Source organism: Microbacterium sp. NPDC080220, from assembly GCF_040686395.1.
Taxonomy (GTDB): Bacteria; Actinomycetota; Actinomycetes; order Actinomycetales; family Microbacteriaceae; genus Microbacterium; species Microbacterium gawkjiense.
Genome location: NZ_JBFBOP010000001.1, coordinates 580,314 through 599,673 on the forward strand (window position 1 = coordinate 580,314; position 19,360 = coordinate 599,673).

Sequence of the window (19,360 nt, forward strand, 5' to 3'; positions counted from 1 at the left end):
CATGTCGACGCCCGTCGCCACCGAACGGGCACCCGAGAAGCTCCCTCGCCGCGACCACCGCTCCCGCGGTCTGCGTCGCGGCGAGGGAGTCGCCGGGTGGCTCTTCGTCTCTCCCGTCGTCGTGATCCTCGGGGTGTTCCTCTTCCTCCCCGTCCTCATGGCGCTCTGGGTGAGCGTCTCGGACTGGGGCGGCCGGGGCAGCCCCCTCTCCCCCAACGTCAACTTCGTCGGACTCGACAACTACGCCGAGCTGACCTCGGGCCAGGGGCTGCGCAGCCGCGACTTCGGCACGGCGCTGCGGAACAACGCCTGGTACGTCTTCCTCGTCGTGCCGCTGCAGACCGCGCTGTCGCTGTTCCTCGCGGTGCTGGTCAGCCGGCGGATGATGAAGGCGCGCGGCTTCTTCCGCACCGCCTTCTACTTCCCGTCGGTGACGAGCTCGGTCGCCATCACGGTGCTGTGGATCTTCCTCTTCAGCGCCGCCGGCCCCGTCAACGCCCTCATCGCCGCCGTCACCGGCGGCGAGGGGCCGAACTGGTTCAACGACCCCCGCGGCATCGTGCACCTGTTCCTCGGCCTCTTCGGCGTGGATGCCGCGCCCGCCGCGATCTCGCAGCCCGGCTTCCTCGGCCTGTCGGGGTGGGACTGGATCGCCGGACCCTCGGTCGCGATGAGCGCCTTCATCCTCATGGCCGTCTTCACGACGAGCGGCACGTTCATGCTGCTGTTCATCGCCGCCCTCCAGAACGTCGGCTTCGAGCTGACGGAGGCGGGGATGATGGACGGCGCGAACGCGTGGCAGCGGTTCTGGCGCATCACGCTGCCGCAGCTGCGACCCACCCTCTTCACCGTCATCACGCTGGGCCTCATCGGCTGCTGGCAGGTGTTCGACCAGATCTACACGGGCACGAAGGGGCAGCCGGGAAAGACGACGATCACCCCCGCCTACCTGTCGTACACGTCGGCCTTCAGCAACCAGGACTGGGGCATCGGCGCGGCGATCGCGTTCATCCTGTTCCTCATCATCATCGCGTTCACGCTCTTCCAGCGCTGGATCCTGAGGGAGCGGCCCGTCTCGAAGCGACGCATCCGTGCGTACACCCCGAAGGGAGCACGGTCGTGACCGACAGCCGGACCCTCGCCCGCACGAAGACGCTGACCGATGCGCCGATCGACGCCACACCGTCCCGACGCCGGCGCCTCACCCCTCGCTCGGTGACCGGTCAGGTGCTGCTGTACGCGGTACTCGCCGGGCTGGCGCTCGTGTACATCTACCCGTTCCTCGTTCAGGTGGCGACCTCGTTCAAGAGCGAGCAGGAGGCGGCATCCAATCCGATCTCGCTGATCCCGCAGACCTTCACGACCGCCGCCTACGAGCGACTGTTCCTGAACAGCGACTTCCCGCTCTGGTTCGCGAACTCGGCGGTCGTGACGATCCTCGTGACCCTCGGACGCGTGTTCTTCGTGTCGCTCGCCGGGTACGCCCTCGCACGGTTGACGTTCCGGGGCCGCGGCGTCATCTTCGCGCTCGTCGTCGCCGTGATGGCCGTGCCGGGGGTCGTGCTCCTCATCCCCCGCTTCCTCGTCCTGAACCAGCTCGGGATGTACGACTCGTACGCGGGCATGGTGCTGCCCCTCCTCGTCGACGCGGCGGGGGTGTTCATCATGAAGAACTTCTTCGAGTCGATCCCGCCGTCCGTCGAGGAACAGGCGCGCATCGACGGAGCCGGCACGTTCCGGGTGTACTGGTCGGTCGTCCTGCCGATGGCGCGCCCCGCGCTCATCACGATCGTGATCCTCTCGTTCCAGGGATCATGGAACGAGCTGACCCACTTCATCGTGTCGGTGCAGGACCCGGACCTGTTCACCCTCACCCGCGGGGTGGCGAGCCTGTCGTCCGGTCAGCTGAGCCAGGGCACGCAGTACCCGTTGAAGCTCGCGGCCGCGGCGCTCATGACGATCCCCGTCGCCGTCGTCTTCTTCATCTTCCAGAAGCGCATCATGAACACCTCCGAAGGAGCAGTCAAGGGATGACCGCAGGCCTCCAGCCCTTCCTGTCCGACGCCGTCGTGGCCCTCCGCGCCCCCACCCAGGTGTGGTCGCGGGCCGACGGCGAGCTCGGCAGCGGCGCGATCGACGGCGTCTTCCACGGCGACACCCGGTTCGTCCGCGCGACCCGGGTGCGCTACGGGACGGATGCCGCGACGCACGCGCCGGAATGGATCTCACGGTCGGCGGATGCGGCATCCGATCTGCGCTTCGAAGCGCTGCTGCGACGCCTGGACGACCGCACGCCCGACCCGAAGATCCGGCTGACGCGGCGCCGCACCGTCGCGGACGGCCGCGTGACGGAGGAGTTCACGCTCGTCTCGCACCTCGACGAGCGGGTGCCACTCGTCCTCGAGGTCGCCGTCACCCCCGACGCGACCTCGATGCAGGACGTCAAGTCGGGAGCCGCGCCGGCCGCGGCGGTCGACCGGGCCCTCGCGGGCGACGCCGTCGAGATCACGGCCGGGGACGCGTCGATGCGGCTGTCGGCTCCCGGAGCGGAGGTCGCGGCATCCGAGGACCCAATCGTCCTCACCTGGCACCTGGAGTGCCCGCCGCGGGCCCGGATGACCGTCTCGTGGCGCCTCGACCTCGACGACCCGTCGCTCGTCGTGCGCGGGACGTCGCGCGACGCCGGCTGGGCGGTGCCCGAGGCCCCGGGCGCCGATCCCCGCCTGCACCGCTGGCTGCGGCAGGCCCTCGACGACCTCGATGCCCTGCGGCTGACGCTGACCGGCAGCGCGGACGAGTTCTTCGCCGCCGGCGCACCCTGGTTCTTCACGCTCTTCGGGCGCGACTCGCTGTGGGCGGCGCGGCTGTTCCTGCCCGTGGACCCGGGCATGGCGGCATCCACTCTGCGCGTCCTCGGTCGACTGCAGGGCAGCACGGCCGACCCCGCGACGGCCGAGGAACCCGGCAAGATCGCGCACGAGCTGCGGGCCGGCACGCTCACGATGCCCGGCGAGGGCATCTCGCTGCCGCCGCTCTACTACGGCACGGTCGACGCGACCCCGCTGTGGGTGACGCTCCTCGCCGAGGCGCACGCCGCCGGGATGCCGGTGGCCGAGGTGCGCGACCTGCTCCCCACGATGCACGACGCGCTCGACTGGATGATCGCCGCAGCCAACGCCGACGGCTTCCTCGACTACGTCGACGAGACCGGTCACGGCCTCTCCAACCAGGGGTGGAAGGATTCCGGCGACTCGATCCAGTGGCGGGACGGTTCCCTCGCCGCCGGGCCGATCGCCCTCTCCGAGGTGCAGGGCTATGCGTACGAGGCAGCCGTGAAGGCCGCCGACCTGCTCGACGCGCTGGAGGAGGACGGGGCGGAACGCCTGCGCACCTGGGCGGCGGAGCTGCGCCGCAGGTTCCGCGAGCGCTTCTGGGTCGAGACCCCCGAGGGCCGCTACCCGGCGATCGCGCTCGACCGCGACGGCCGGGCGGTCGACACGCTGACCTCGAACGCGGGCCACCTGCTGGGCACCGGCATCCTCGACCCGGAAGAGGAACGCGCCGTCGCCGATCTGCTCGTCGGACCGTCGATGTCGTCCGGTTTCGGCCTGCGGACCATGTCGACGGATGCCGGTGGCTACTGGCCGCTCAGCTATCACGGCGGGAGTGTGTGGGCGCACGACACGGCCATCGTCGCGCGCGGCATGGCGCGGGCGGGGCTCCGGTCGCACGCGGACGTGCTCGTCGACGGAATGCTCGCGGCCGCCGAGGCGTTCGGCTACCGCATGCCGGAGCTGCACGCCGGCGACGCCGCGAGCGACGTCACCGTGCCGGCCCCGTATCCGGCGGCGTGCCGACCGCAGGCGTGGTCGGCGGCAGCGGCCGTGGTGTGTCACGAAATCGTCACGCGCACCGGCTGACAGCTCCCCCGGCTCGGGTGGAGACTGAGGTCCGACTCGATCCCCGGAGGATGCATGGCGCGCGAGCTCGCCTCGATCGCGGACCACATCGGCAGGATGGGACGCGCCCGGACGGGCGCACTGCTGCTGCTCATCGCGACGGCCGCCGCCATCGTGTGGGCCAACCTGTCGTCCGGGACCTACCACGGCTTCTGGGAGACGCACCTGTCGATCGGACTCGGTGACATCCGACTCGACTTCACGCTGCACGCGCTCGTGAACGACGCCCTGATGGCGATCTTCTTCTTCACGGTCGGCCTCGAGGTGCGGCGCGAGTTCGCGATCGGTGAGCTGACCAGCTGGTCGCGCGCCGTCGTGCCCGTCGTCGCCGCCGTCGCCGGCCTCGCCCTGCCCGCGCTGCTGTTCGTCCTCATCGCCGGCCCCACGGGGAACGCGGATGCCTGGGGCGTCGTCATCTCGACCGACACCGCGTTCCTGGTCGGCGCCCTCGCGCTCATCGGGCCGCGGGGCTCGGGGCGCCTGCGCGTGTTCCTGCTCGCCCTGGCCGTCGTCGACGACATCGGGGCGCTCAGCATCATCGCCCTCGTCTACACCGACACCTTCACCCCGATGCCGCTGCTCGTCGCCGCCGTCGGCCTCGTCGGCATCTACGTAGTCCGGTACCTCCGCGGCGGGCGCGGGCCGATCTACGCGACCCTCGCGATCGTCGTGTGGCTCGCCTTCCTCGCCTCGGGTGTGCACCCGACGCTCGCCGGTGTCGCCATCGCGCTGCTCGTCCCCGTCTACCGCCCCGACCGCCGCGACGTCGAGCACGCGCTCGAGCTCGCCCGCACCTTCCGGCAGTCGCCGAGCACCGAGTACGCCCGCGCGGCGGCGAACAGCCTCCGCGAGTCGATCTCGATCAACGAGCGACTGCAGACCGCGTACGCGCCGTACGTCGCCTACGTGATCCTGCCGCTGTTCGCGCTGGCGAACGCGGGCGTGACACTCAGCCCCGAGATCCTCGCGGCGGCCGCGAAGTCGCCGCTCACATGGGGTATCGTCGTCGGCCTCGTCGTCGGCAAGTTCGCCGGCATCTGGGGGTCGACCGCCGTCCTGAAGGCCCTTCGCATCGGCGACTTCGGTCCCGGGCTCTCGCTCGACCGCATCGCCGGAGGCGCGGCCCTCGCCGGCATCGGCTTCACCATCTCGCTGTTCATCATCGACCTCGCGATCGAGGACCCCGACGCGCAGAACGAGGCGCGCGTGGGGGTGCTCGCGGCATCCGTCCTGGCCTTCGCCCTCGGCGCACTGGTCTTCCGCGTCGCGGATGCGCGCCACCCCGAGGAGGAGGTGGGGCAGACCCTCGTCCGCCCGGTCGACCCGCGCCGCGATCACATCTTCGGCCCTCTCGACGCGCCCTACGAGATCGTCGAGTACGGCGACTTCCAGTGCGGTTTCTGCCTCAAGGCGTCGGGGTCGATCCAGGAGGTCATGGCCGAGCTCGGCCCGAACCTGCGCTACGTCTGGCGGCACGCGCCGCTCACCGAGCAGCACCCCAACGCCCTCGCGGGCGCCGAGGCGTCGGAGGCGGCGGCGAAGCAGGGCAAGTTCTTCGAGTTCGAGCGGGGCCTGTTCGCCGACCAGGACAACCAGCTGCCCTCCGACATCGTGCGGCTGGCTGCCACGCTGGGGCTCGACGTCCCGAGGTTCGAACGCGACCTGACCGCGCCGGACGTCGCGAGCCGCGTCCGCGACGACATGTTCGACGCCGAGGCGATGAACATCCGCTCGGTGCCGACCTTCTTCGTGAACGGCCGCCGGCACACCGGACCGTACGACGCGCAGTCGCTCATCCGCGCCGTGCAATCGAACGCCGACGAGCCGGTCGCACCGGCGGGTCGGTAGGTTGATCGGCATGGCCGAAGAAACCGCTCCCACCGCGATGGACGCCATGATGTCGCCCGACCTGTCGGACGCGCACTGGCACCGACTGATCGCGGCAGCCGTCCCGCAGGACGTCGAGGTCGGCGACTACGTCTTCCGCACCGGCGAGGCGGGATACGACCTGATCTTCGTCGAGAGCGGCGAGGTCGAGATCGTCCGCGACGCCCTCCGATGGGTCGGCGAAGCGGTGATCACGACGGTCGGTCCCGGTCGGTTCGCCGGCGAGCTCGGCATCCTCAACGGTCAGAGCGCGTTCCTGTCGGCGCGGGTGACGCAGGCGGGTCGCGTGCACCGGCTCTCGCGCGCCGCCCTGCGCGAGATCATGAGCGAGGACGACGAGCTCTGCGACGTGATCCTGCACGCGCTGTGGGCCCGGCGGGAATCCCTGCGCACGGGTCCGGCCGCGATGACCCTGAAGTTCGTCGGGACGACGACCTCGAACGACTTCCTGTCGCTCCGGCGCTTCGCCGAACGCCTCGACCTCGTCCACAAGGCGGTCACCCTGGCGCCCGACGAGCTGCCGACGCTCGACGGTCACGACGTGTCGCCCGACGACCTTCCGGTCGCCTACGTCCAGGGCGAGCCGATCCCCCGCGCCACCCCCGGCCTCGTCGCCGAGCGCCTCGGACTCAGCTACCAGGCCGAGTCCGACGAGATCGTGGACCTCGTCGTCGTGGGCGGCGGGCCCGCGGGACTGGCCGCCGCGATCTACGGCGCCTCCGAGGGCCTCAGCACGGTCCTCCTCGACGCCGTCGCCCCGGGCGGGCAGGCGGCATCCACGTCGCGCATCGAGAACTTCCTCGGGTTCCCCTTCGGCGTGAGCGGCGGCGACCTCATCGGGCAGGCGGTGCTGCAGGCGCTGAAGTTCGGCGTGCGGGTGTACGCACCGTGCGAGGCGGTCGCCCTCGACCAGGTCGGTGCGGATCTGCTCGATGTGACCCTCGCCGACGGCCGCGTGATCCGCGCGCGGAGCGCGATCGTCACCTCCGGCGCCGCGTACCGGCGACTGGCCCTCGACCGTTGGGAGGACTTCGAGCGCTCGGGCGTCTACTACGCCGCGACACCCCTCGAGCTCCGGCAGGTGCAGGGCAAGCCGGTGGTCGTGGTCGGCGGGGCGAACTCGGCGGGTCAGGCGGCGCTCTATCTCGCCGCGCACGGGTCGCCGGTGCACCTCGTCGTGCGCGGTGGCGACCTGCGCGCGCGCATGTCGAGCTACCTCGCCGACCGGCTGGCCGAGGATCCGCGCGTGCGGGTGCACACGGCATCCCACGTCACCGGGCTCGACGGCGACGGGACGCTCGAATCGGTCACAATCGACTCGGCCGGCGCGGTCGATGCCCGCGGCCTGTTCTGCTTCATCGGGGCGGACCCGGCCACCTCGTGGCTGCCGACGCTCGATCGCGACACCGACGGCTTCATCCGCACCGGGACCGACGTCGCCGTGCAGTCCATCGCGCAGTGGCGGGACCTCGGGCGGGAGCCGTTCCCGTTCGAGACGTCGGCACCGCGGGTGTTCGCGGCGGGCGACGTCCGCCGCGGATCCATGAAGCGCGTCGCCGCCGCGGTCGGCGAGGGGTCGAGCGCCGTCGCCTCCGTCCACCGCGCCCTCGCCTACTGACCGGAAGGAACCGGATGAGCTCCGACATCGACACCAACGCCGCCCCGTCGGGGAGCGGCTGCCGGGAGTGCGACGAGCATGAGGGCTTCTGGGTGCACCTGCGCCGCTGCGCATCGTGCGGGCACGTGGGATGCTGCGACACGTCGCCCGGGCAGCACGCGACGGCGCACTTCCGCGAGACCGGCCACCGGCTCGTGCAGAGCTTCGAGCCCGGCGAGGACTGGTACTGGGACTACGTCGACGAGGCGATGTTCGAGGGTCCCGAGTTGGCGCCGCCGACCAGCCACCCCGCCGATCAACCCTCCCCCGGGCCCCGCGGCCGCGTGCCGCTGAACTGGCGCGAGCTCATCCACACGTGAGGGTGACGGCCGGTCCTCAGACGACGGAGACGACCCGGCCGCCGGTGAGGCGCACGAGCTCGTCGAACGTCATCGGGAAGACCGTGTGCGGGGTGCCGCCGGCCGCCCAGATCTGCGGGTAGCCGGCGAGGTCCTCGTCGACGAGGGTCTCGAGCGGCGCGGGGTGCCCGGTGGGCGCGACGCCGCCGATGGCCTGGCCAGTCGCCTCGCGCACCTGGTCGGGCGTCGCCCGGCTGATCCTCCCTCGCCCGAGGCGCGCGGCGAGGGCGGCGGTGTCGACGCGGTGGGCGCCGCTGGTCATGACGAGCAGGGGCGCACCGTCGCACCGGAACACGAGGCTGTTGGCGATCGCGCCGACCTCGACCCCGAGGGCGGCGGCGGCGAGCGCCGCGGTGGAAGCGGCATCGGGCAGGACGACGATCTCCCCCGGGATGCCGGCGGCCCGCAGGGCGTCGTGCACGAGGCGGCTGCGCGCGCTGAGGTTCTCGGTCACGGGGTCAGCCTCTCGCCAGGATCTCGCCGTGGGGCATGAGCAGCCAGCCGTCCTCGGACGCGGCCCACTCGCGCCATCCCGCCGAGATGCGTTCGAGGTCGGCACGTTCGGCGATGCCCTGCTCGAGCGCGTGGTCGGCGTACGAGGAGTGCAGGGCGCGGTCGGCCCACGACCCGCCCCACCAGGCCCGCTGCTCGTCGGTCTCGAACAGCCAGGTCGACGCGCTCACGGCGACGTCGGCGAACCCGGCCGCGCGCGCCCACGCCTTGAGGCGTCGTCCCGCCGACGGCTCACCGCCGTTGGTGCGCCCCATCCGCAGCAGCAGGTCGAGCCAGTCGTCGAGCGCGGGGATGTGGGGGTGGATGATGATGCCCGCGTAGTCGACCTCGCGCGCGGCGACGAGCCCGTCCGGCCCCGCGACGCGACGGAACTCGCGCAGGGCGTCGACGGGACGTGCGAGGTGCTGCAGCAGCTGGTGCGTGTGCACGATGTCGAAGGATCCGTCTGCGGCGTCGAGGCGGTAGGCGTCGGCGGTCGCGAAGGTGACGTTCGTGACGCCCTCGGCCGCGGCATGGGCCTGCGCCTGGGCGACGACGTCGGCCGACGCGTCGACGCCGACGACCCGGCCGGGGGCGAGGCGACGCGCCAGGTCGACGGTGATCGTGCCCGGGCCCGCGCCGACGTCAAAGAGCGAGGCGCCGGGCCGCAGGTGCGGCAGCAGGTACCCGACCGAGTTCTCCGCCGTCCGCCAGGTGTGCGCCCGCAGCACGCTCTCGTGGTGGCCGTGGGAGTACCGCTCGGTCTGCATGGTCGACAGCCTAGGCGTCGAGCGATATGCGAGGCAGAATGATGACGGATGCCGCACATCGGCGGCATCCACACCGCAGCGCCCACAAGGCCCGCCGAGAAGGAATGCAATGACGCACACCCTGCCCCTGCCCGATCTCACCCACGAACGTGTGGAGGTGATCACGGGTCGGCGCAGCGGACTCGTCGTCACCGTCGCCCTGCACTCCTCGGCGCTCGGCCCCGCCCTCGGCGGCGCCCGCCTGTGGCGTTACCCGCACTGGTCCGATGCGATGGGCGACGCGCTGCGGCTGTCGGCCGCGATGACGCTCAAGAACGCGACTGCGGGGCTGGATGCCGGGGGCGGCAAGTCGGTCATCGCGCTGCGCGAGGGCGACACCCTCGACGCCGAGCGTCGACGCGCGGCCTTCCTCGACCTCGGCGACGCCGTCGAGTCGTTCGGCGGCCTGTACCGCACGGCGGAGGACGTGGGCTCGACGACGGAGGACATGCTCGTCGTCAGCGAGCGCACCGCGCACGTCGTGGGGCTGCCCGACTCGGTCGGCGGCTCGGGCGAGCCCGCCGGTCCCACGAGCCGCGGCGTGTACGCCGCCCTCCGTGCGACGCTCGAGCGCCTCGCGGGGTCCCCCGAGGTGGCCGGCCGCCGCATCACGATCTCGGGCCTCGGCCAGGTGGGCAGCCGGCTCGCCGTGCGCCTGTCGGGCGAGGGCGCGCTCCTCACGGTCACCGACGTGAACCCGGCGAAGATGTCGCTCGCGGCGGAGCTCGGCGCGACGTGGGTCGAGCCCGGCACCGAGCACCTCGTGCCGGCGGACGTGTTCGTCCCGGCCGGCATCGGCGGCGTCCTGGACGACGACGTCATCGACGCGCTCGCGGCGAAGGCCGTCTGCGGACCCGCGAACAACCCGCTCGCCGACCGCTCGGGCGCCGCACGCCTCGCGGACCGCGGCATCCTCTACGCCCCCGACTTCGTCGCGAACGCCGGCGGCGTCATCTACCTCGACGTCGAGGCGCGGACGCCCGGTCACCGCGACGAGATCGCGACCCGCATCGACGGCATCGGCGACACCCTGCGCCGGCTGTTCGACGACGCCGCCGCACGCGGGGTCACCCCGCTCGACGCGGCCGAGGCCTACGCGGCCGAGCGGCTGGCTGCCGGCAGGCGCGAGCCCGCGGCGGTCTGACGGCGGGCGGCGGCATCGCGACGATCGACTGGCAGTCGACCGCGTGCGGCGACCCCGCGGCCGACGTCGCGATGACGCGGCTGTTGTTCACCGAGGCCGAGCTCTTCCCCGGCGCCTCGCGTGCGCAGCTGCTCGTCTACGGGGCGGCGCGGGGGGCGATGGGGCGGATGTACCTCTCGGAGTACCTGTGCGTCACGGGGATGACGACGGCGCGGCTCGACCGCTCGGCGACGCTGCCGGACTGAAGACGTCAGAGACAGCGAAAGACCCCCGCGAGCGGGGGTCTTTCCGGTGGTGGACCTGAGGGGATTCGAACCCCTGACCTCTTCATTGCGAACGAAGCGCGCTACCAACTGCGCCACAGGCCCGGAAGCCTCAACATTACCACGACCGAACGGACCGCTCGAACGCGAGGCGGGGTCTCACTGCCCCGATGCGCGGCGAGCGAGCAGCTCCCGCACGTGCGCCTCGATGCGGTCGTCGTCGGCCGGTCCAGCGAAGGCGACCTCGGCCGCACGGGTGCGACGGGCGGTGTCGATCGACGGCGGCGCGGCCTGCGCGGCACGCTCGCGCATCGCCTCTTCGACGGCCGCCTGACGCAGCGCCTCGCGCGCCTCGGACGCGTCGAGCACGGCCGCGGCGCGGGAGCCCGCCGAGGCGGTGAGCGGTCGCGGAAGGGTGCGCGGCGTCCACTCCGCACGGTCGGAGTCGAGTGCGACGTCCTGCACGGCGCCCGGGGCACGCACGACCTCGGCGGGGAGGACGCGGGATGCCGCGCGTCGCGCGACGGTGTTCATGCGTGCGAGCACGAGCAGGCTCGACGCGGCGACGACGGCTCCGACCGCGAGCAGGGTCCACCCGGCGCCGATCGCGCCGAAGTAACCCCCGACACCGGCCGCGACGACGGCGAGGACACCGACGATGGTCGCGGTCAGCCGCACGCGACGCCGTGCGCGCGCACGCCGTGCCGCCGGCAGCGCTCGGGCCGCGGCGGCCTCCGCGATGGCACGCTCGCGGGCGATGGCGGCACCCGCTCGGGCTTTCTCGCGTGCCGCCTCGGCGTCGGCGACCGCACGACGACGGTCGGCCTTCGCGAGCTCGCGGTCGAGCGCGGCCTGCGCCTTCGCGGCAGCCAGTTCGGCGCGTGCGGCCTCGAGGCCGACGCTCTCCTGCTCGGCCTGCACACGACGCGCGAGGCGCTGCTGTGCGAGCGCGGTGCGCGCGTTGAGCTCGAGGCGCACCTCGCCGGGGGTCTCGCTCGTCTCGGCGAGGACACGGAGAGCCTGGTTCAGACGTACGGCATTCCGTTCGGCAGCCTGGTATTGGTGCCGGCTGTGCCACGAGGGCAGGAGGTACAACAGCCACAAGAGGACGGCAACGAGGACGATCACCCCGCCACCCATCACCTGCTCACCCATGCCGCTCACCGTATGTCGCCGGAGCGGTGGGGCCCGGCATCCGCTGGGCGTGTCTGAACTTCTGGTTGAGGGTTAACGGTCCGACGGAGGGATGGATGCCGCATCCTGCGGCGCGCGCCCCGCCAACCACCGGTTGAGGACGCCCTCCCGGACCTCTTCGCGCACGAGCGCGAACGCGTAGTGGTCGCGCCACTCGCCGTCGATGTGGATGTAGCGCCGCCGCAGCCCCTCGTAGCGGAAGCCGAGCTTCTGCACGACCCGCAGGCTCTTGGCGTTCTCGGGGCGGATGCAGATCTCCATCCGGTGCAGACGCAGGTCCTCGAAGCAGACGTCCGTCGCGAGCGCGACCGAGGTCGGCGTGATGCCCTTGCCGGCGAAGCGCTCACTCACCCAGTACCCGATCGTCGCCGACGAGAGCGACCCGCGGGCGATCCCCCACACATTCAGCTGCCCGGCGATCTCGCCGTCGTACTCCATGACGTAGGGCACACCGGTGCCGTCGCGGTACTGCTGCAGCAGCCGGCGCACCCCGCTGCGCATGTCGAGCGAGATCGGACCGTCGGGGCTCGTCGCCTCCCACTGCCGCAGCCACGACCGGTTCTGCACGAGCTCGGTCTGCAGCGTCTTCGCGTCACGCGGTCGCACGAGCCGGATCGAGATCGGGCCGTGCGCGCGCACGACCGGCCCGTCCATGCCCATCAGTGACGCGTCGGGTTCACAGACCCGATGCGAAGTCCTTGATCCACGGCCGAAGCTCGGCGCCCAGGTCCTCACGGTCGACCGCGAGCTGCACGATCGCCTTGATGTAGTCGGCGCGGTCACCCGTGTCGTAGCGGCGACCGCGGAAGACGACGCCGAGGACGCCGTCGGTCGAGGCGAGCTCCTCGAGCGCGTCGGTCAGCTGGATCTCGCCGCCCTTGCCGGGCTCGGTGCGCTCGAGCACATCGAAGACGCCGGGCGTCAGGACGTAGCGGCCGATGATGGCGTAGTTGGAGGGGGCATCCTCCTTCTTCGGCTTCTCGACAAGGCCCGTGACCTTGACCACGTCCTCCTCGTCGGTCGCCTCGACGGCGGCGGCACCGTACATGTGGATCTGGTCGGGCGAGACCTCCATGAGCGCGACGACGGTCAGGCCGGTCTTCTTGTTCTGCTCGAGCATCTTCTCGAGCAGCACGTCGCGCGCGTCGATCAGGTCGTCGCCGAGCAGCACCGCGAACGTGCTGTCGCCCACGTGCGCACGGGCACGCAGCACCGCGTGACCGAGACCCTTCGGCTCGCCCTGCCGGACGAAGTGGATGTCGGCCATGTCCGACGAGTCCTGCACCCGCTTGAGCTTCTCGTGGTCGCCCTTCTTCGAGAGGTTGGACTCGAGCTCGGGGACGGAGTCGAAGTGGTTGGAGATGTTGTTCTTGTTGCGCCCCAGGATGATGAGCACATCGTCGATGCCGGCTGAGACGGCCTCCTCGACGACGTACTGGATCGCGGGCTTGTCGACGACCGGCAGCATCTCCTTCGGCATGGCTTTCGTGGCGGGCAGGAATCGCGTACCCAGACCCGCGGCAGGGATGACGGCTTTGATGCGCTCGGCGGACATGACCTTCACCCTACAGATCCGTCGGGTCCGTGATGTGACACGACGGGGACGGCGGGCGTGTCCCTTTACAATCGGACCATGACCGGCCCCGTGGACAGCGAGAAGCGCGCGCTGCGCGCCGAGCTCCGCGAACGCCGTCAGCAGCGCTCGGCCGGCGCCCTCGAGGAGGCCGCCGCCGGCATCCGGACCCAGCTCGACGCGCTCGTCGCCGACCACGGCGTCCGATCCATGTCCTGCTTCCTCTCGACGACCACCGAGCCCGGCACGCGCGAGTTCATCGCCGCTGCGGTGGCGCGCGGCATCCGGGTCCTGCTGCCGGTGACGCGTGCCGACGGTCTGCTCGACTGGGCGGTCGCCGAGCACGAGGGCGACATCGCCGAGGGCATGTTCGGCCTGCCCGAACCCGTGGGCGAACTGCTCAGCCCCGTCGCCGTGAACGACGTCGACCTGCTCGTGATCCCCGCGGCCGCCGTCGACCGCAGCGGGATGCGGCTGGGCTGGGGGCGTGGCTACTTCGACAAGACCATCGGCTCGATGGAGAAGTGCCCGCCCGTCTACGCCGTCATCTTCGACTCCGAGCTGATCGACGAGGTCCCGCGCGAACTGCACGACCAGCCCGTCTCGGGGGCCGTCACCCCGACCCGCACCGTCCGCCTTCCCCTTCGCTGAGTCACCCGAGGTCCCATGCCCACCTACGCCTATGCCTGCACCGCGTGCGGTCACCGTTTCGACGCCGTCCAGTCGTTCTCCGACGCCGCGCTCACCGAGTGCCCCGAGTGCGGCGGTCTCGTCCGCAAGCAGTACGGCTCGATCGGCGTGACCTTCAACGGCTCGGGCTTCTACCGCACCGACTCGCGCAGCACCAGCTCCTCTGCATCCTCTGGCGAAAGCTCGGGTTCTTCGACATCATCGAAGAAATCCGAAGCGTCCGCTTCGCCCGCCCCCGCGGGTTCGTAGCCCCGGCTCCGTGCCGGCGGAGGAAGGAGGAGCCGTGATCCAGGGCTTCAAAGACTTCATTATGCGCGGCAACGTCATCGACCTGGCGGTCGCCGTGGTCATCGGCGGTGCGTTCACCGCGTTGGTCACCGCGATCGTGACCAGCATCATCAACCCGCTGATCGCGCTCTTCTACCTGCCCGACCCGAAGACGGGGTCGATCGGTCCCTCGTTCGTCGGAATCCACGGTGAACCGGTCACCTTCCCGCTCGGTGGTCTTCTCACCGCGATCATCAGCTTCCTCGCCGTCGCGCTTGTCGTCTACCTCGTGTTCGTCGTCCCGATGAACAAGTGGAAGGAGCGTCAGGCCGCCAAGGCCGGCGTCGTCGAGGAGGAGGCGAAGCTCCCCACCGAGGCCGAGCTGCTCGTCCAGATCCGCGACCTGCTCGAGAAGCAGGGCAGCGCGCCCGCACCGGCCACGCGCCGGTCGACCGAACCGCCGTCGCCGTCGATCTGACGCGTCAGTAGTGCGGCGGGACGTCGTTCCGCAGTCGTTCATCGTTCGGGCCGGATGCCGGGGGTTCCCCCGCGTCCGGCCCGTTCGGCGTCTCGGGGGCCGGGTCCGTGCCCGGCGCAGGGGTCAGCCGCGCACGACGGGACCCCGGCACCCGCTCCACGCGCTGGCGCTCAGTCGACATCGATCGGCTGGGTGGATCCGGGGGCGGACGGCGTCTCGGGCTGCACGCCGATGACCCCGGCGATGCGGAGAGCCACGGCGGCGGGATCGTTGTAGACGTCGAACGCGTGGACGCGCACGTAGTGCCAGCCGAGGCGGCGCAGCAGCTGCGGTCGCCGACGGAGCGTCTCGCGCAGGCTGTCGTGCGTGCTCTCGGGGTCGATGTCGGCCACGACGGCCTTGCCCTTGTACTGCGCGACGAGCGGGAGTTGACCGCCGCGGTAGTGCACGTCGACGGAGACACCGAGGCTCCGCAGGTGCTGCGCGAGGGTCAGGGTGAGCGGATCGGCGAGGTCCTCCAGTCGCGCGTCGCGCCCGCGGGCAGCGATCCGACCGAGGATGGCCATGAGGGTGGCGGCGCCGAAGGTCAGGCGTCCCTCGTCGAAGGCCGAGGGCCGGATCGACGAGACGATCACCATCGACCGGCGGGCGCGGGTCATGCCGACCGTCAGAAGCCGCTCGCCGTCGGCGGTGGACAGGTCGCCGAAGTCGCTGAGGACGCGGCCGTGCTTGGTCAGACCGAACCCGAGCGAGAAGATGACGCGGTCGCGGCTCTCGGCGACCGATTCCTCGAGGCCGAGGACGGCGAACGGCTCGGCGGTCTCGCGGCCGACGAAGTCGGCGACGTCCGAACGCCCCGCGAACGCGCTCGCGACCGCCGCGCGCACGCGCTCGGCGTGGCGCGCCGACGCGGTGACGACCATGAGCGACTCGGCGGGACGGTTGATCGCGTGCTCGACGACGAGCGTGACGACGCGGGCGACCTCGGCATCCGGGCTCTCCACGGCCCCCGTGTCGGGGTTCGGCGCGCCCGTGCCGCCCTCGACGTAGTCGACGCTGAGGCTGCCGCGACCGAGGTACGACCCCGCCCAGGGAAGCGAGCCGATCGCACCGCCGTAGAACGCGTCGTTGACGAGCTCGGCGAGGTCCTCTCCCCCGGCGCGGTAGCTGCGGGTCAGGGTCTCGACGGGGATCAGTTCGCTCAGTCGCTCGAAGACGCTCGTGTCGTCGAACGGCACCTCGGACGCCTCGGGGTCGTCGCCGCGTCCCGACCAGAGCCGGAACGGTGTCGGCTTCTGCGTCACCGGGTCGCCGAAGACGACGATCTGCCGGGCGCGGCGCAGCGCGGGCGTCGCTTCGGCGAGGCACAGCGCGGCCGCGTCGGCGATGATGACGACGTCGAACTCGGGGTGATCCGGCACGTGCGGCACCTCGTAGGGCGACGCGAGCCAGACCGGCGCGAGCACCCGCATGAGGGTCGGCGCCGAGGCGACGAGCTCCGACGCCGACGCGGTGCCGCCGCGCAGCGCCGACTTCAGCGAGGCCGCCTCGCGCGGCTCGTCGACGATCGCGATGCGCCACCGCTTGGCGAGTTCCGAGGCCAGCAGGGGCCCGGACGACGAGGCGTGCGCTTCGTCGACGAGACGGAAGTCGCGCTCGAGGCGGTCGAGCACCGTGGTGTTCGCGCCGAGCAGGGCGCGATCCGAGCGCAGCATGGCTTCGAGCGCGGAGCGCCACCATGCGTACTCGAACTCCGCGGCCACCTCGGACTCGGGGACGTGGCGGGTCGAGAGCTCCATGAGGAGGGGCTCGAGACCGAGCTGCGCGAGTTCGCTGCGCAGCGCTGCACGCTCGACGAGGTTGTCGAAGACGTCGGATGCCGCGGCGAGGCCCGCGAGCGTCCGCAGCAGCTGCGGGATCGGCAGGCTCGCCAGCGGCTCGGTGCGACCGAGCGCGCGGTCGAGGTCGGCGAGGTCGGCGTTCGCCCGCTGCCATGCGGCCGCGACGTCGTCGAGACCGATCGGGATCTCGGGCGTGACGCCGGCATCGACGAGCTGCTGCCACTGCGTGCGCTGGTTCTGCACCCGCAGGAGCGCTTCGTGCATGTCGGTGACGTGCATGCCGGGCCGCACGTACTCCTTCGACAGGCGGCGCAGCCGCCTGCGGTTGGCCGTCGTCATCTGCGCCGAGTCGCGACGCGACGAGTGCGCGGCGATCAGGTCGGTGAGGGGGCGCTCGAACACGGTGGGGCTGAAGCGGTCGAGCGACGCGCGGATGCCCTGCAGCAGTTGCACGTACGAGCCCATCTCGGCGATGGTCGTGAACGGCCGCATCCGCGTCTGGCCGATCAGCTCGTAGCCGCGCTCGAGGAGCGCGGGCACCTCGGCGCGGTGCAATCGGCCGGCGAGCGCGTGCGCGGCGCGGGCCTCGTCGGTCGTCGAGAACGCGACGCCGTACCAGGGCGAGTCGTCGGGTCCGATGCGGAACTCGCCGAGGCGAGCGGATGCCGCGAGTGCCTCCGCGGCCTCGACGCGGCGTGTCGCGAGGCGCTGCACCGTCGCGAGGTCGAAGCGTGTGGTGGCGCTCGGCTGCGGCTCGTGGTCGGCGATGCGGGTGAGTTCGCGCAGGGCCTCGAGCGGGGAGACACCGACCGAGGCGTGACGCTGGGTCAGCGCGGCACGGTAGTCGCGCAGCACGGTGCGCAGGCGCACGAGGGCGTCGTCCACCTCGGCGACCTTGGGCTGTTCGGCCTTCTCGTTGCGGGCGATCGCGCGGATGAGGTCGCGGTGCAGCCGGGTCGGCGACACCGCGAGGCCGGGCAGGCCGATGCCGGCCAACCGGTGGCGGACGCCGTCGAGGGTCGACCGGCGGGCGCTCACGACGAGCACCCGCTTTCCCGAGCGGACGAGCTCGCCGACGGCGTTGATGACCGTCTGCGTGCCGCCCGTTCCGGGAAGGGTGTGGACGGCCAGCGACTGCCCCTCGGTGATACGGGCGAGCACCGCCTCCTGCTCCGCATCCGCGTCGAGGATCAGGCGGTCCGAGGCGGGCGTGCGGTCGTCGGGGCCGACGGCGTCGGGCTGCGGGCGCACGAACGAGAGGCGCTCGCGATCGGCGGGGTGACCCGCGAGCGCGTTGAGCACGGGGTGGTCGAGGTCGACGGCGTCCCGCTCCATGTCGGAGGCGACGTCGGCGAAGGTCGAGACCACGAGCCGCGGCTGCACCGTGAAGGTGGGGACGTGCGCCGTCAGGGCGCGCAGCCGGTCGATGACGGGCTGCGGCTGGAACACGCCGCCGTCGTAGGCGAGGGTGGCGAGCGCGTCGCCGTCGAGGTCGACGCCGAAGTGGATGCGGGCCGCGGTGACCAGTTCGCGGTTGACGTGGAAGGGCCCGTGCAACCGCAGGTCGAAGTCGGTGTGGTGACGGCGGATCGTCAGCGGACGCAGCAGGACGGGCGCGGTGCAGCTGACCCCGCCGATGCGCCACGACGCCATGCCGATGGCCAGGTGCACGGTGTCGAGGCCGCGCGCCGTGCGCAGTTCGACGTCCTTCGACGTGATGCGCTCGGCGGCCAGACGCGCGGTGCGGAGGGCCACCTCGTCGCGGAACATGTTCGACAGCAGGGTGGGACGACCCGTGATGAACTGCGGCAGGCTGCCCGGGTGGGCCTTGGTGATGTCGATGCCGGCGTCGCCGTCGTCGCGATAGTGGAGGAGCGTCGAGGCGCCGCCCAGCTGGGCGGCCTCCTCGCGCAGTCGTTTGCGCTCGGGGACGGCCGCGTGCATGACGAGGACCTCGGGGTCGGACAGCGTCACGTCCGCCGGGGTCACCGCGGACATCTGCTCGGCACTCTCGCCGCGCACAGCACCGCTCTCTGCTCGCCACACACCGAAAACACTAGGCGCGTCGAGCCCGGAAAGCGGGATCGACGGCCGAGTTTCGCGGATCGACCCTCACTCGGGCGCCGATTCCTCCACATCCGGGTCGGGATGCCGCTTCTCCCCCGCCCGCTCCTCCCCCGTTCTCGGCGTCTCGGCCTCGCAGCCATGATGAGGACATGACGATCGCAACCTACTCGGTGCACCCGACACCGATCGGCGAGGCCCTCCTGGTGACGACCGAGGAGGGTCTCGTCGCGCTGTCGGTGCTGGACGGCCCGGCCTACGCCGAGGTCTCCCGGCTCAGCCTGCTGCTGCACAGCGTGCCGGTGCCCGACGACGGTCCGGCGCGGGAGGCAGCCGGCGAGCTCGACGAGTACTTCGCCGGCACACGGCGGGCCTTCTCGGTGCCGCTCGACTGGCGACTCACGGCGGGCTTCACGCGGCAGGCACTCGAGGCCATCGCCGGGATCCCGTACGGCGAGACGGCGTCGTACGCCGAGATCGCCATCGCCGCGGGGTCCCCGCGGGCGCATCGCGCGGTGGGGACCGCGTGCGCCCGCACCCCCTGGTCGATCGTGCTGCCCGCTCACCGTGTGATCCGCAGCGACGGCTCACTCGGCGAGTACGGCGGCCGGCCCGAGCACAAGCGGTTCCTTCTCGACCTCGAGGAGCGGGTCGCGGGCGCGACGGGCCGCGCATGACGGAGG

18 protein-coding genes and 1 tRNA gene are annotated in these 19,360 nt (G+C 71.8%); 12 read left to right on the forward strand and 7 right to left on the reverse strand.

Going from position 1 to position 19,360, the window contains the following annotated elements; all coding sequences use genetic code 11:
- The first annotated feature begins 1 nt into the window (after position 1).
- The 6 genes from AB0P29_RS03145 to AB0P29_RS03170 are packed head-to-tail and all read left to right on the forward strand — an operon-like array spanning position 2 to position 7,823.
- Complete coding sequence (locus AB0P29_RS03145) at positions 2-1,123, forward strand: sugar ABC transporter permease (RefSeq protein WP_217532288.1); 1,122 nt, start codon at positions 2-4, stop codon at positions 1,121-1,123.
- Positions 1,120-2,034 carry a carbohydrate ABC transporter permease gene (locus AB0P29_RS03150; RefSeq protein ID WP_363378400.1) on the forward strand — a complete coding sequence of 305 codons (915 nt, stop codon included), beginning with the start codon at positions 1,120-1,122 and terminating at the stop codon, positions 2,032-2,034. The genes AB0P29_RS03145 and AB0P29_RS03150 overlap by 4 nt, the downstream gene beginning before the upstream one ends.
- Positions 2,031-3,920: a glycogen debranching N-terminal domain-containing protein gene (locus AB0P29_RS03155; protein WP_363378402.1), complete on the forward strand. Its 1,890-nt coding sequence runs from the start codon at positions 2,031-2,033 to the stop codon at positions 3,918-3,920. The genes AB0P29_RS03150 and AB0P29_RS03155 overlap by 4 nt, the downstream gene beginning before the upstream one ends.
- A gap of 54 nt (positions 3,921-3,974) precedes the next feature.
- Entirely contained in the window at positions 3,975-5,807 is a 1,833-nt protein-coding gene (nhaA, locus tag AB0P29_RS03160) for a Na+/H+ antiporter NhaA (RefSeq protein ID WP_363378407.1), read from the forward strand.
- A gap of 10 nt (positions 5,808-5,817) precedes the next feature.
- Positions 5,818-7,464: an FAD-dependent oxidoreductase gene (locus AB0P29_RS03165; protein ID WP_363378409.1), complete on the forward strand. Its 1,647-nt coding sequence runs from the start codon at positions 5,818-5,820 to the stop codon at positions 7,462-7,464.
- A gap of 14 nt (positions 7,465-7,478) precedes the next feature.
- Positions 7,479-7,823, forward strand: a complete 345-nt coding sequence (locus AB0P29_RS03170) for a UBP-type zinc finger domain-containing protein (protein ID WP_064001646.1) — start codon at positions 7,479-7,481, stop codon at positions 7,821-7,823.
- 16 nt (positions 7,824-7,839) lie between these two features.
- Here the strand turns inward: AB0P29_RS03170 and AB0P29_RS03175 are convergent, their stop codons facing one another.
- On the reverse strand, positions 7,840-8,316 hold the full coding sequence (locus tag AB0P29_RS03175) for a YbaK/EbsC family protein (RefSeq protein ID WP_363378412.1): 477 nt from the start codon (positions 8,314-8,316) through the stop codon (positions 7,840-7,842).
- Positions 8,317-8,320: 4 nt separating this feature from the next.
- Positions 8,321-9,124, reverse strand: a complete 804-nt coding sequence (locus tag AB0P29_RS03180; RefSeq protein ID WP_363378414.1) for a methyltransferase domain-containing protein — start codon at positions 9,122-9,124, stop codon at positions 8,321-8,323.
- A 109-nt stretch (positions 9,125-9,233) separates the two neighbouring features.
- Between AB0P29_RS03180 and AB0P29_RS03185 the strand changes: the two genes are divergently transcribed.
- Together AB0P29_RS03185 and AB0P29_RS03190 are read left to right on the forward strand one after the other, a co-directional pair.
- Positions 9,234-10,307 carry a Glu/Leu/Phe/Val dehydrogenase dimerization domain-containing protein gene (locus AB0P29_RS03185; RefSeq protein ID WP_363378416.1) on the forward strand — a complete coding sequence of 358 codons (1,074 nt, stop codon included), beginning with the start codon at positions 9,234-9,236 and terminating at the stop codon, positions 10,305-10,307.
- A gap of 71 nt (positions 10,308-10,378) precedes the next feature.
- A complete protein-coding gene (locus AB0P29_RS03190) occupies positions 10,379-10,552 on the forward strand; it encodes a hypothetical protein (RefSeq protein ID WP_363378418.1) in 174 nt (57 codons plus the stop codon).
- A gap of 47 nt (positions 10,553-10,599) precedes the next feature.
- Here AB0P29_RS03190 and AB0P29_RS03195 read toward each other — a convergent pair.
- From AB0P29_RS03195 to galU, 4 genes are all read right to left on the reverse strand, one after another.
- Positions 10,600-10,675 (reverse strand) — tRNA-Ala (locus AB0P29_RS03195).
- Positions 10,676-10,729: 54 nt separating this feature from the next.
- Complete coding sequence (locus AB0P29_RS03200) at positions 10,730-11,725, reverse strand: large exoprotein (protein ID WP_217532273.1); 996 nt, start codon at positions 11,723-11,725, stop codon at positions 10,730-10,732.
- A gap of 72 nt (positions 11,726-11,797) precedes the next feature.
- Positions 11,798-12,418, reverse strand: coding sequence for a GNAT family protein (locus AB0P29_RS03205; RefSeq protein WP_217532312.1), 621 nt, complete (start codon positions 12,416-12,418; stop codon positions 11,798-11,800).
- A gap of 22 nt (positions 12,419-12,440) precedes the next feature.
- Positions 12,441-13,319 (reverse strand): UTP--glucose-1-phosphate uridylyltransferase GalU, encoded by an 879-nt coding sequence (gene galU, locus AB0P29_RS03210; protein ID WP_217532270.1) that lies wholly within the window; start codon positions 13,317-13,319, stop codon positions 12,441-12,443.
- 78 nt (positions 13,320-13,397) lie between these two features.
- Here galU and AB0P29_RS03215 point away from each other — a divergent pair, with 78 nt between their 5' ends.
- The 3 genes from AB0P29_RS03215 to mscL are packed head-to-tail and all read left to right on the forward strand — an operon-like array spanning position 13,398 to position 14,772.
- Complete coding sequence (locus AB0P29_RS03215; RefSeq protein ID WP_363378421.1) at positions 13,398-13,988, forward strand: 5-formyltetrahydrofolate cyclo-ligase; 591 nt, start codon at positions 13,398-13,400, stop codon at positions 13,986-13,988.
- 15 nt (positions 13,989-14,003) lie between these two features.
- On the forward strand, positions 14,004-14,276 hold the full coding sequence (locus tag AB0P29_RS03220; RefSeq protein ID WP_363378423.1) for an FmdB family zinc ribbon protein: 273 nt from the start codon (positions 14,004-14,006) through the stop codon (positions 14,274-14,276).
- 34 nt (positions 14,277-14,310) lie between these two features.
- Entirely contained in the window at positions 14,311-14,772 is a 462-nt protein-coding gene (gene mscL, locus AB0P29_RS03225) for a large conductance mechanosensitive channel protein MscL (RefSeq protein WP_363378425.1), read from the forward strand.
- Between the two features lie 170 nt (positions 14,773-14,942).
- Here the strand turns inward: mscL and AB0P29_RS03230 are convergent, their stop codons facing one another.
- The gene (locus AB0P29_RS03230) at positions 14,943-18,611 is read right to left on the reverse strand and encodes an AAA family ATPase (RefSeq protein ID WP_363378427.1); all 3,669 of its coding nucleotides are present in this window, start codon (positions 18,609-18,611) and stop codon (positions 14,943-14,945) included.
- A 218-nt stretch (positions 18,612-18,829) separates the two neighbouring features.
- Here AB0P29_RS03230 and AB0P29_RS03235 point away from each other — a divergent pair, with 218 nt between their 5' ends.
- Positions 18,830-19,354: a methylated-DNA--[protein]-cysteine S-methyltransferase gene (locus tag AB0P29_RS03235; RefSeq protein WP_363378429.1), complete on the forward strand. Its 525-nt coding sequence runs from the start codon at positions 18,830-18,832 to the stop codon at positions 19,352-19,354.
- Positions 19,355-19,360: the final 6 nt, after the last annotated feature.

Bases quoted from the DNA above. Each gene is read 5' to 3' on its own strand.
- nhaA (WP_363378407.1), top strand. From the start codon at position 3,975: ATGGCGCGCGAGCTCGCCTCGATCGCGGACCACATCGGCAGGATGGGA.
- AB0P29_RS03230 (WP_363378427.1), bottom strand. From the start codon at position 18,611: ATGTCCGCGGTGACCCCGGCGGACGTGACGCTGTCCGACCCCGAGGTC.
- galU (WP_217532270.1), bottom strand. From the start codon at position 13,319: ATGTCCGCCGAGCGCATCAAAGCCGTCATCCCTGCCGCGGGTCTGGGT.
- AB0P29_RS03205 (WP_217532312.1), bottom strand. From the start codon at position 12,418: ATGGACGGGCCGGTCGTGCGCGCGCACGGCCCGATCTCGATCCGGCTC.
- AB0P29_RS03155 (WP_363378402.1), top strand. From the start codon at position 2,031: ATGACCGCAGGCCTCCAGCCCTTCCTGTCCGACGCCGTCGTGGCCCTC.
- AB0P29_RS03180 (WP_363378414.1), bottom strand. From the start codon at position 9,124: ATGCAGACCGAGCGGTACTCCCACGGCCACCACGAGAGCGTGCTGCGG.
- AB0P29_RS03220 (WP_363378423.1), top strand. From the start codon at position 14,004: ATGCCCACCTACGCCTATGCCTGCACCGCGTGCGGTCACCGTTTCGAC.
- AB0P29_RS03200 (WP_217532273.1), bottom strand. From the start codon at position 11,725: ATGGGTGAGCAGGTGATGGGTGGCGGGGTGATCGTCCTCGTTGCCGTC.
- AB0P29_RS03190 (WP_363378418.1), top strand. From the start codon at position 10,379: ATGACGCGGCTGTTGTTCACCGAGGCCGAGCTCTTCCCCGGCGCCTCG.
- AB0P29_RS03185 (WP_363378416.1), top strand. From the start codon at position 9,234: ATGACGCACACCCTGCCCCTGCCCGATCTCACCCACGAACGTGTGGAG.
- AB0P29_RS03165 (WP_363378409.1), top strand. From the start codon at position 5,818: ATGGCCGAAGAAACCGCTCCCACCGCGATGGACGCCATGATGTCGCCC.
- AB0P29_RS03170 (WP_064001646.1), top strand. From the start codon at position 7,479: ATGAGCTCCGACATCGACACCAACGCCGCCCCGTCGGGGAGCGGCTGC.
- AB0P29_RS03235 (WP_363378429.1), top strand. From the start codon at position 18,830: ATGACGATCGCAACCTACTCGGTGCACCCGACACCGATCGGCGAGGCC.
- AB0P29_RS03145 (WP_217532288.1), top strand. From the start codon at position 2: ATGTCGACGCCCGTCGCCACCGAACGGGCACCCGAGAAGCTCCCTCGC.
- AB0P29_RS03215 (WP_363378421.1), top strand. From the start codon at position 13,398: ATGACCGGCCCCGTGGACAGCGAGAAGCGCGCGCTGCGCGCCGAGCTC.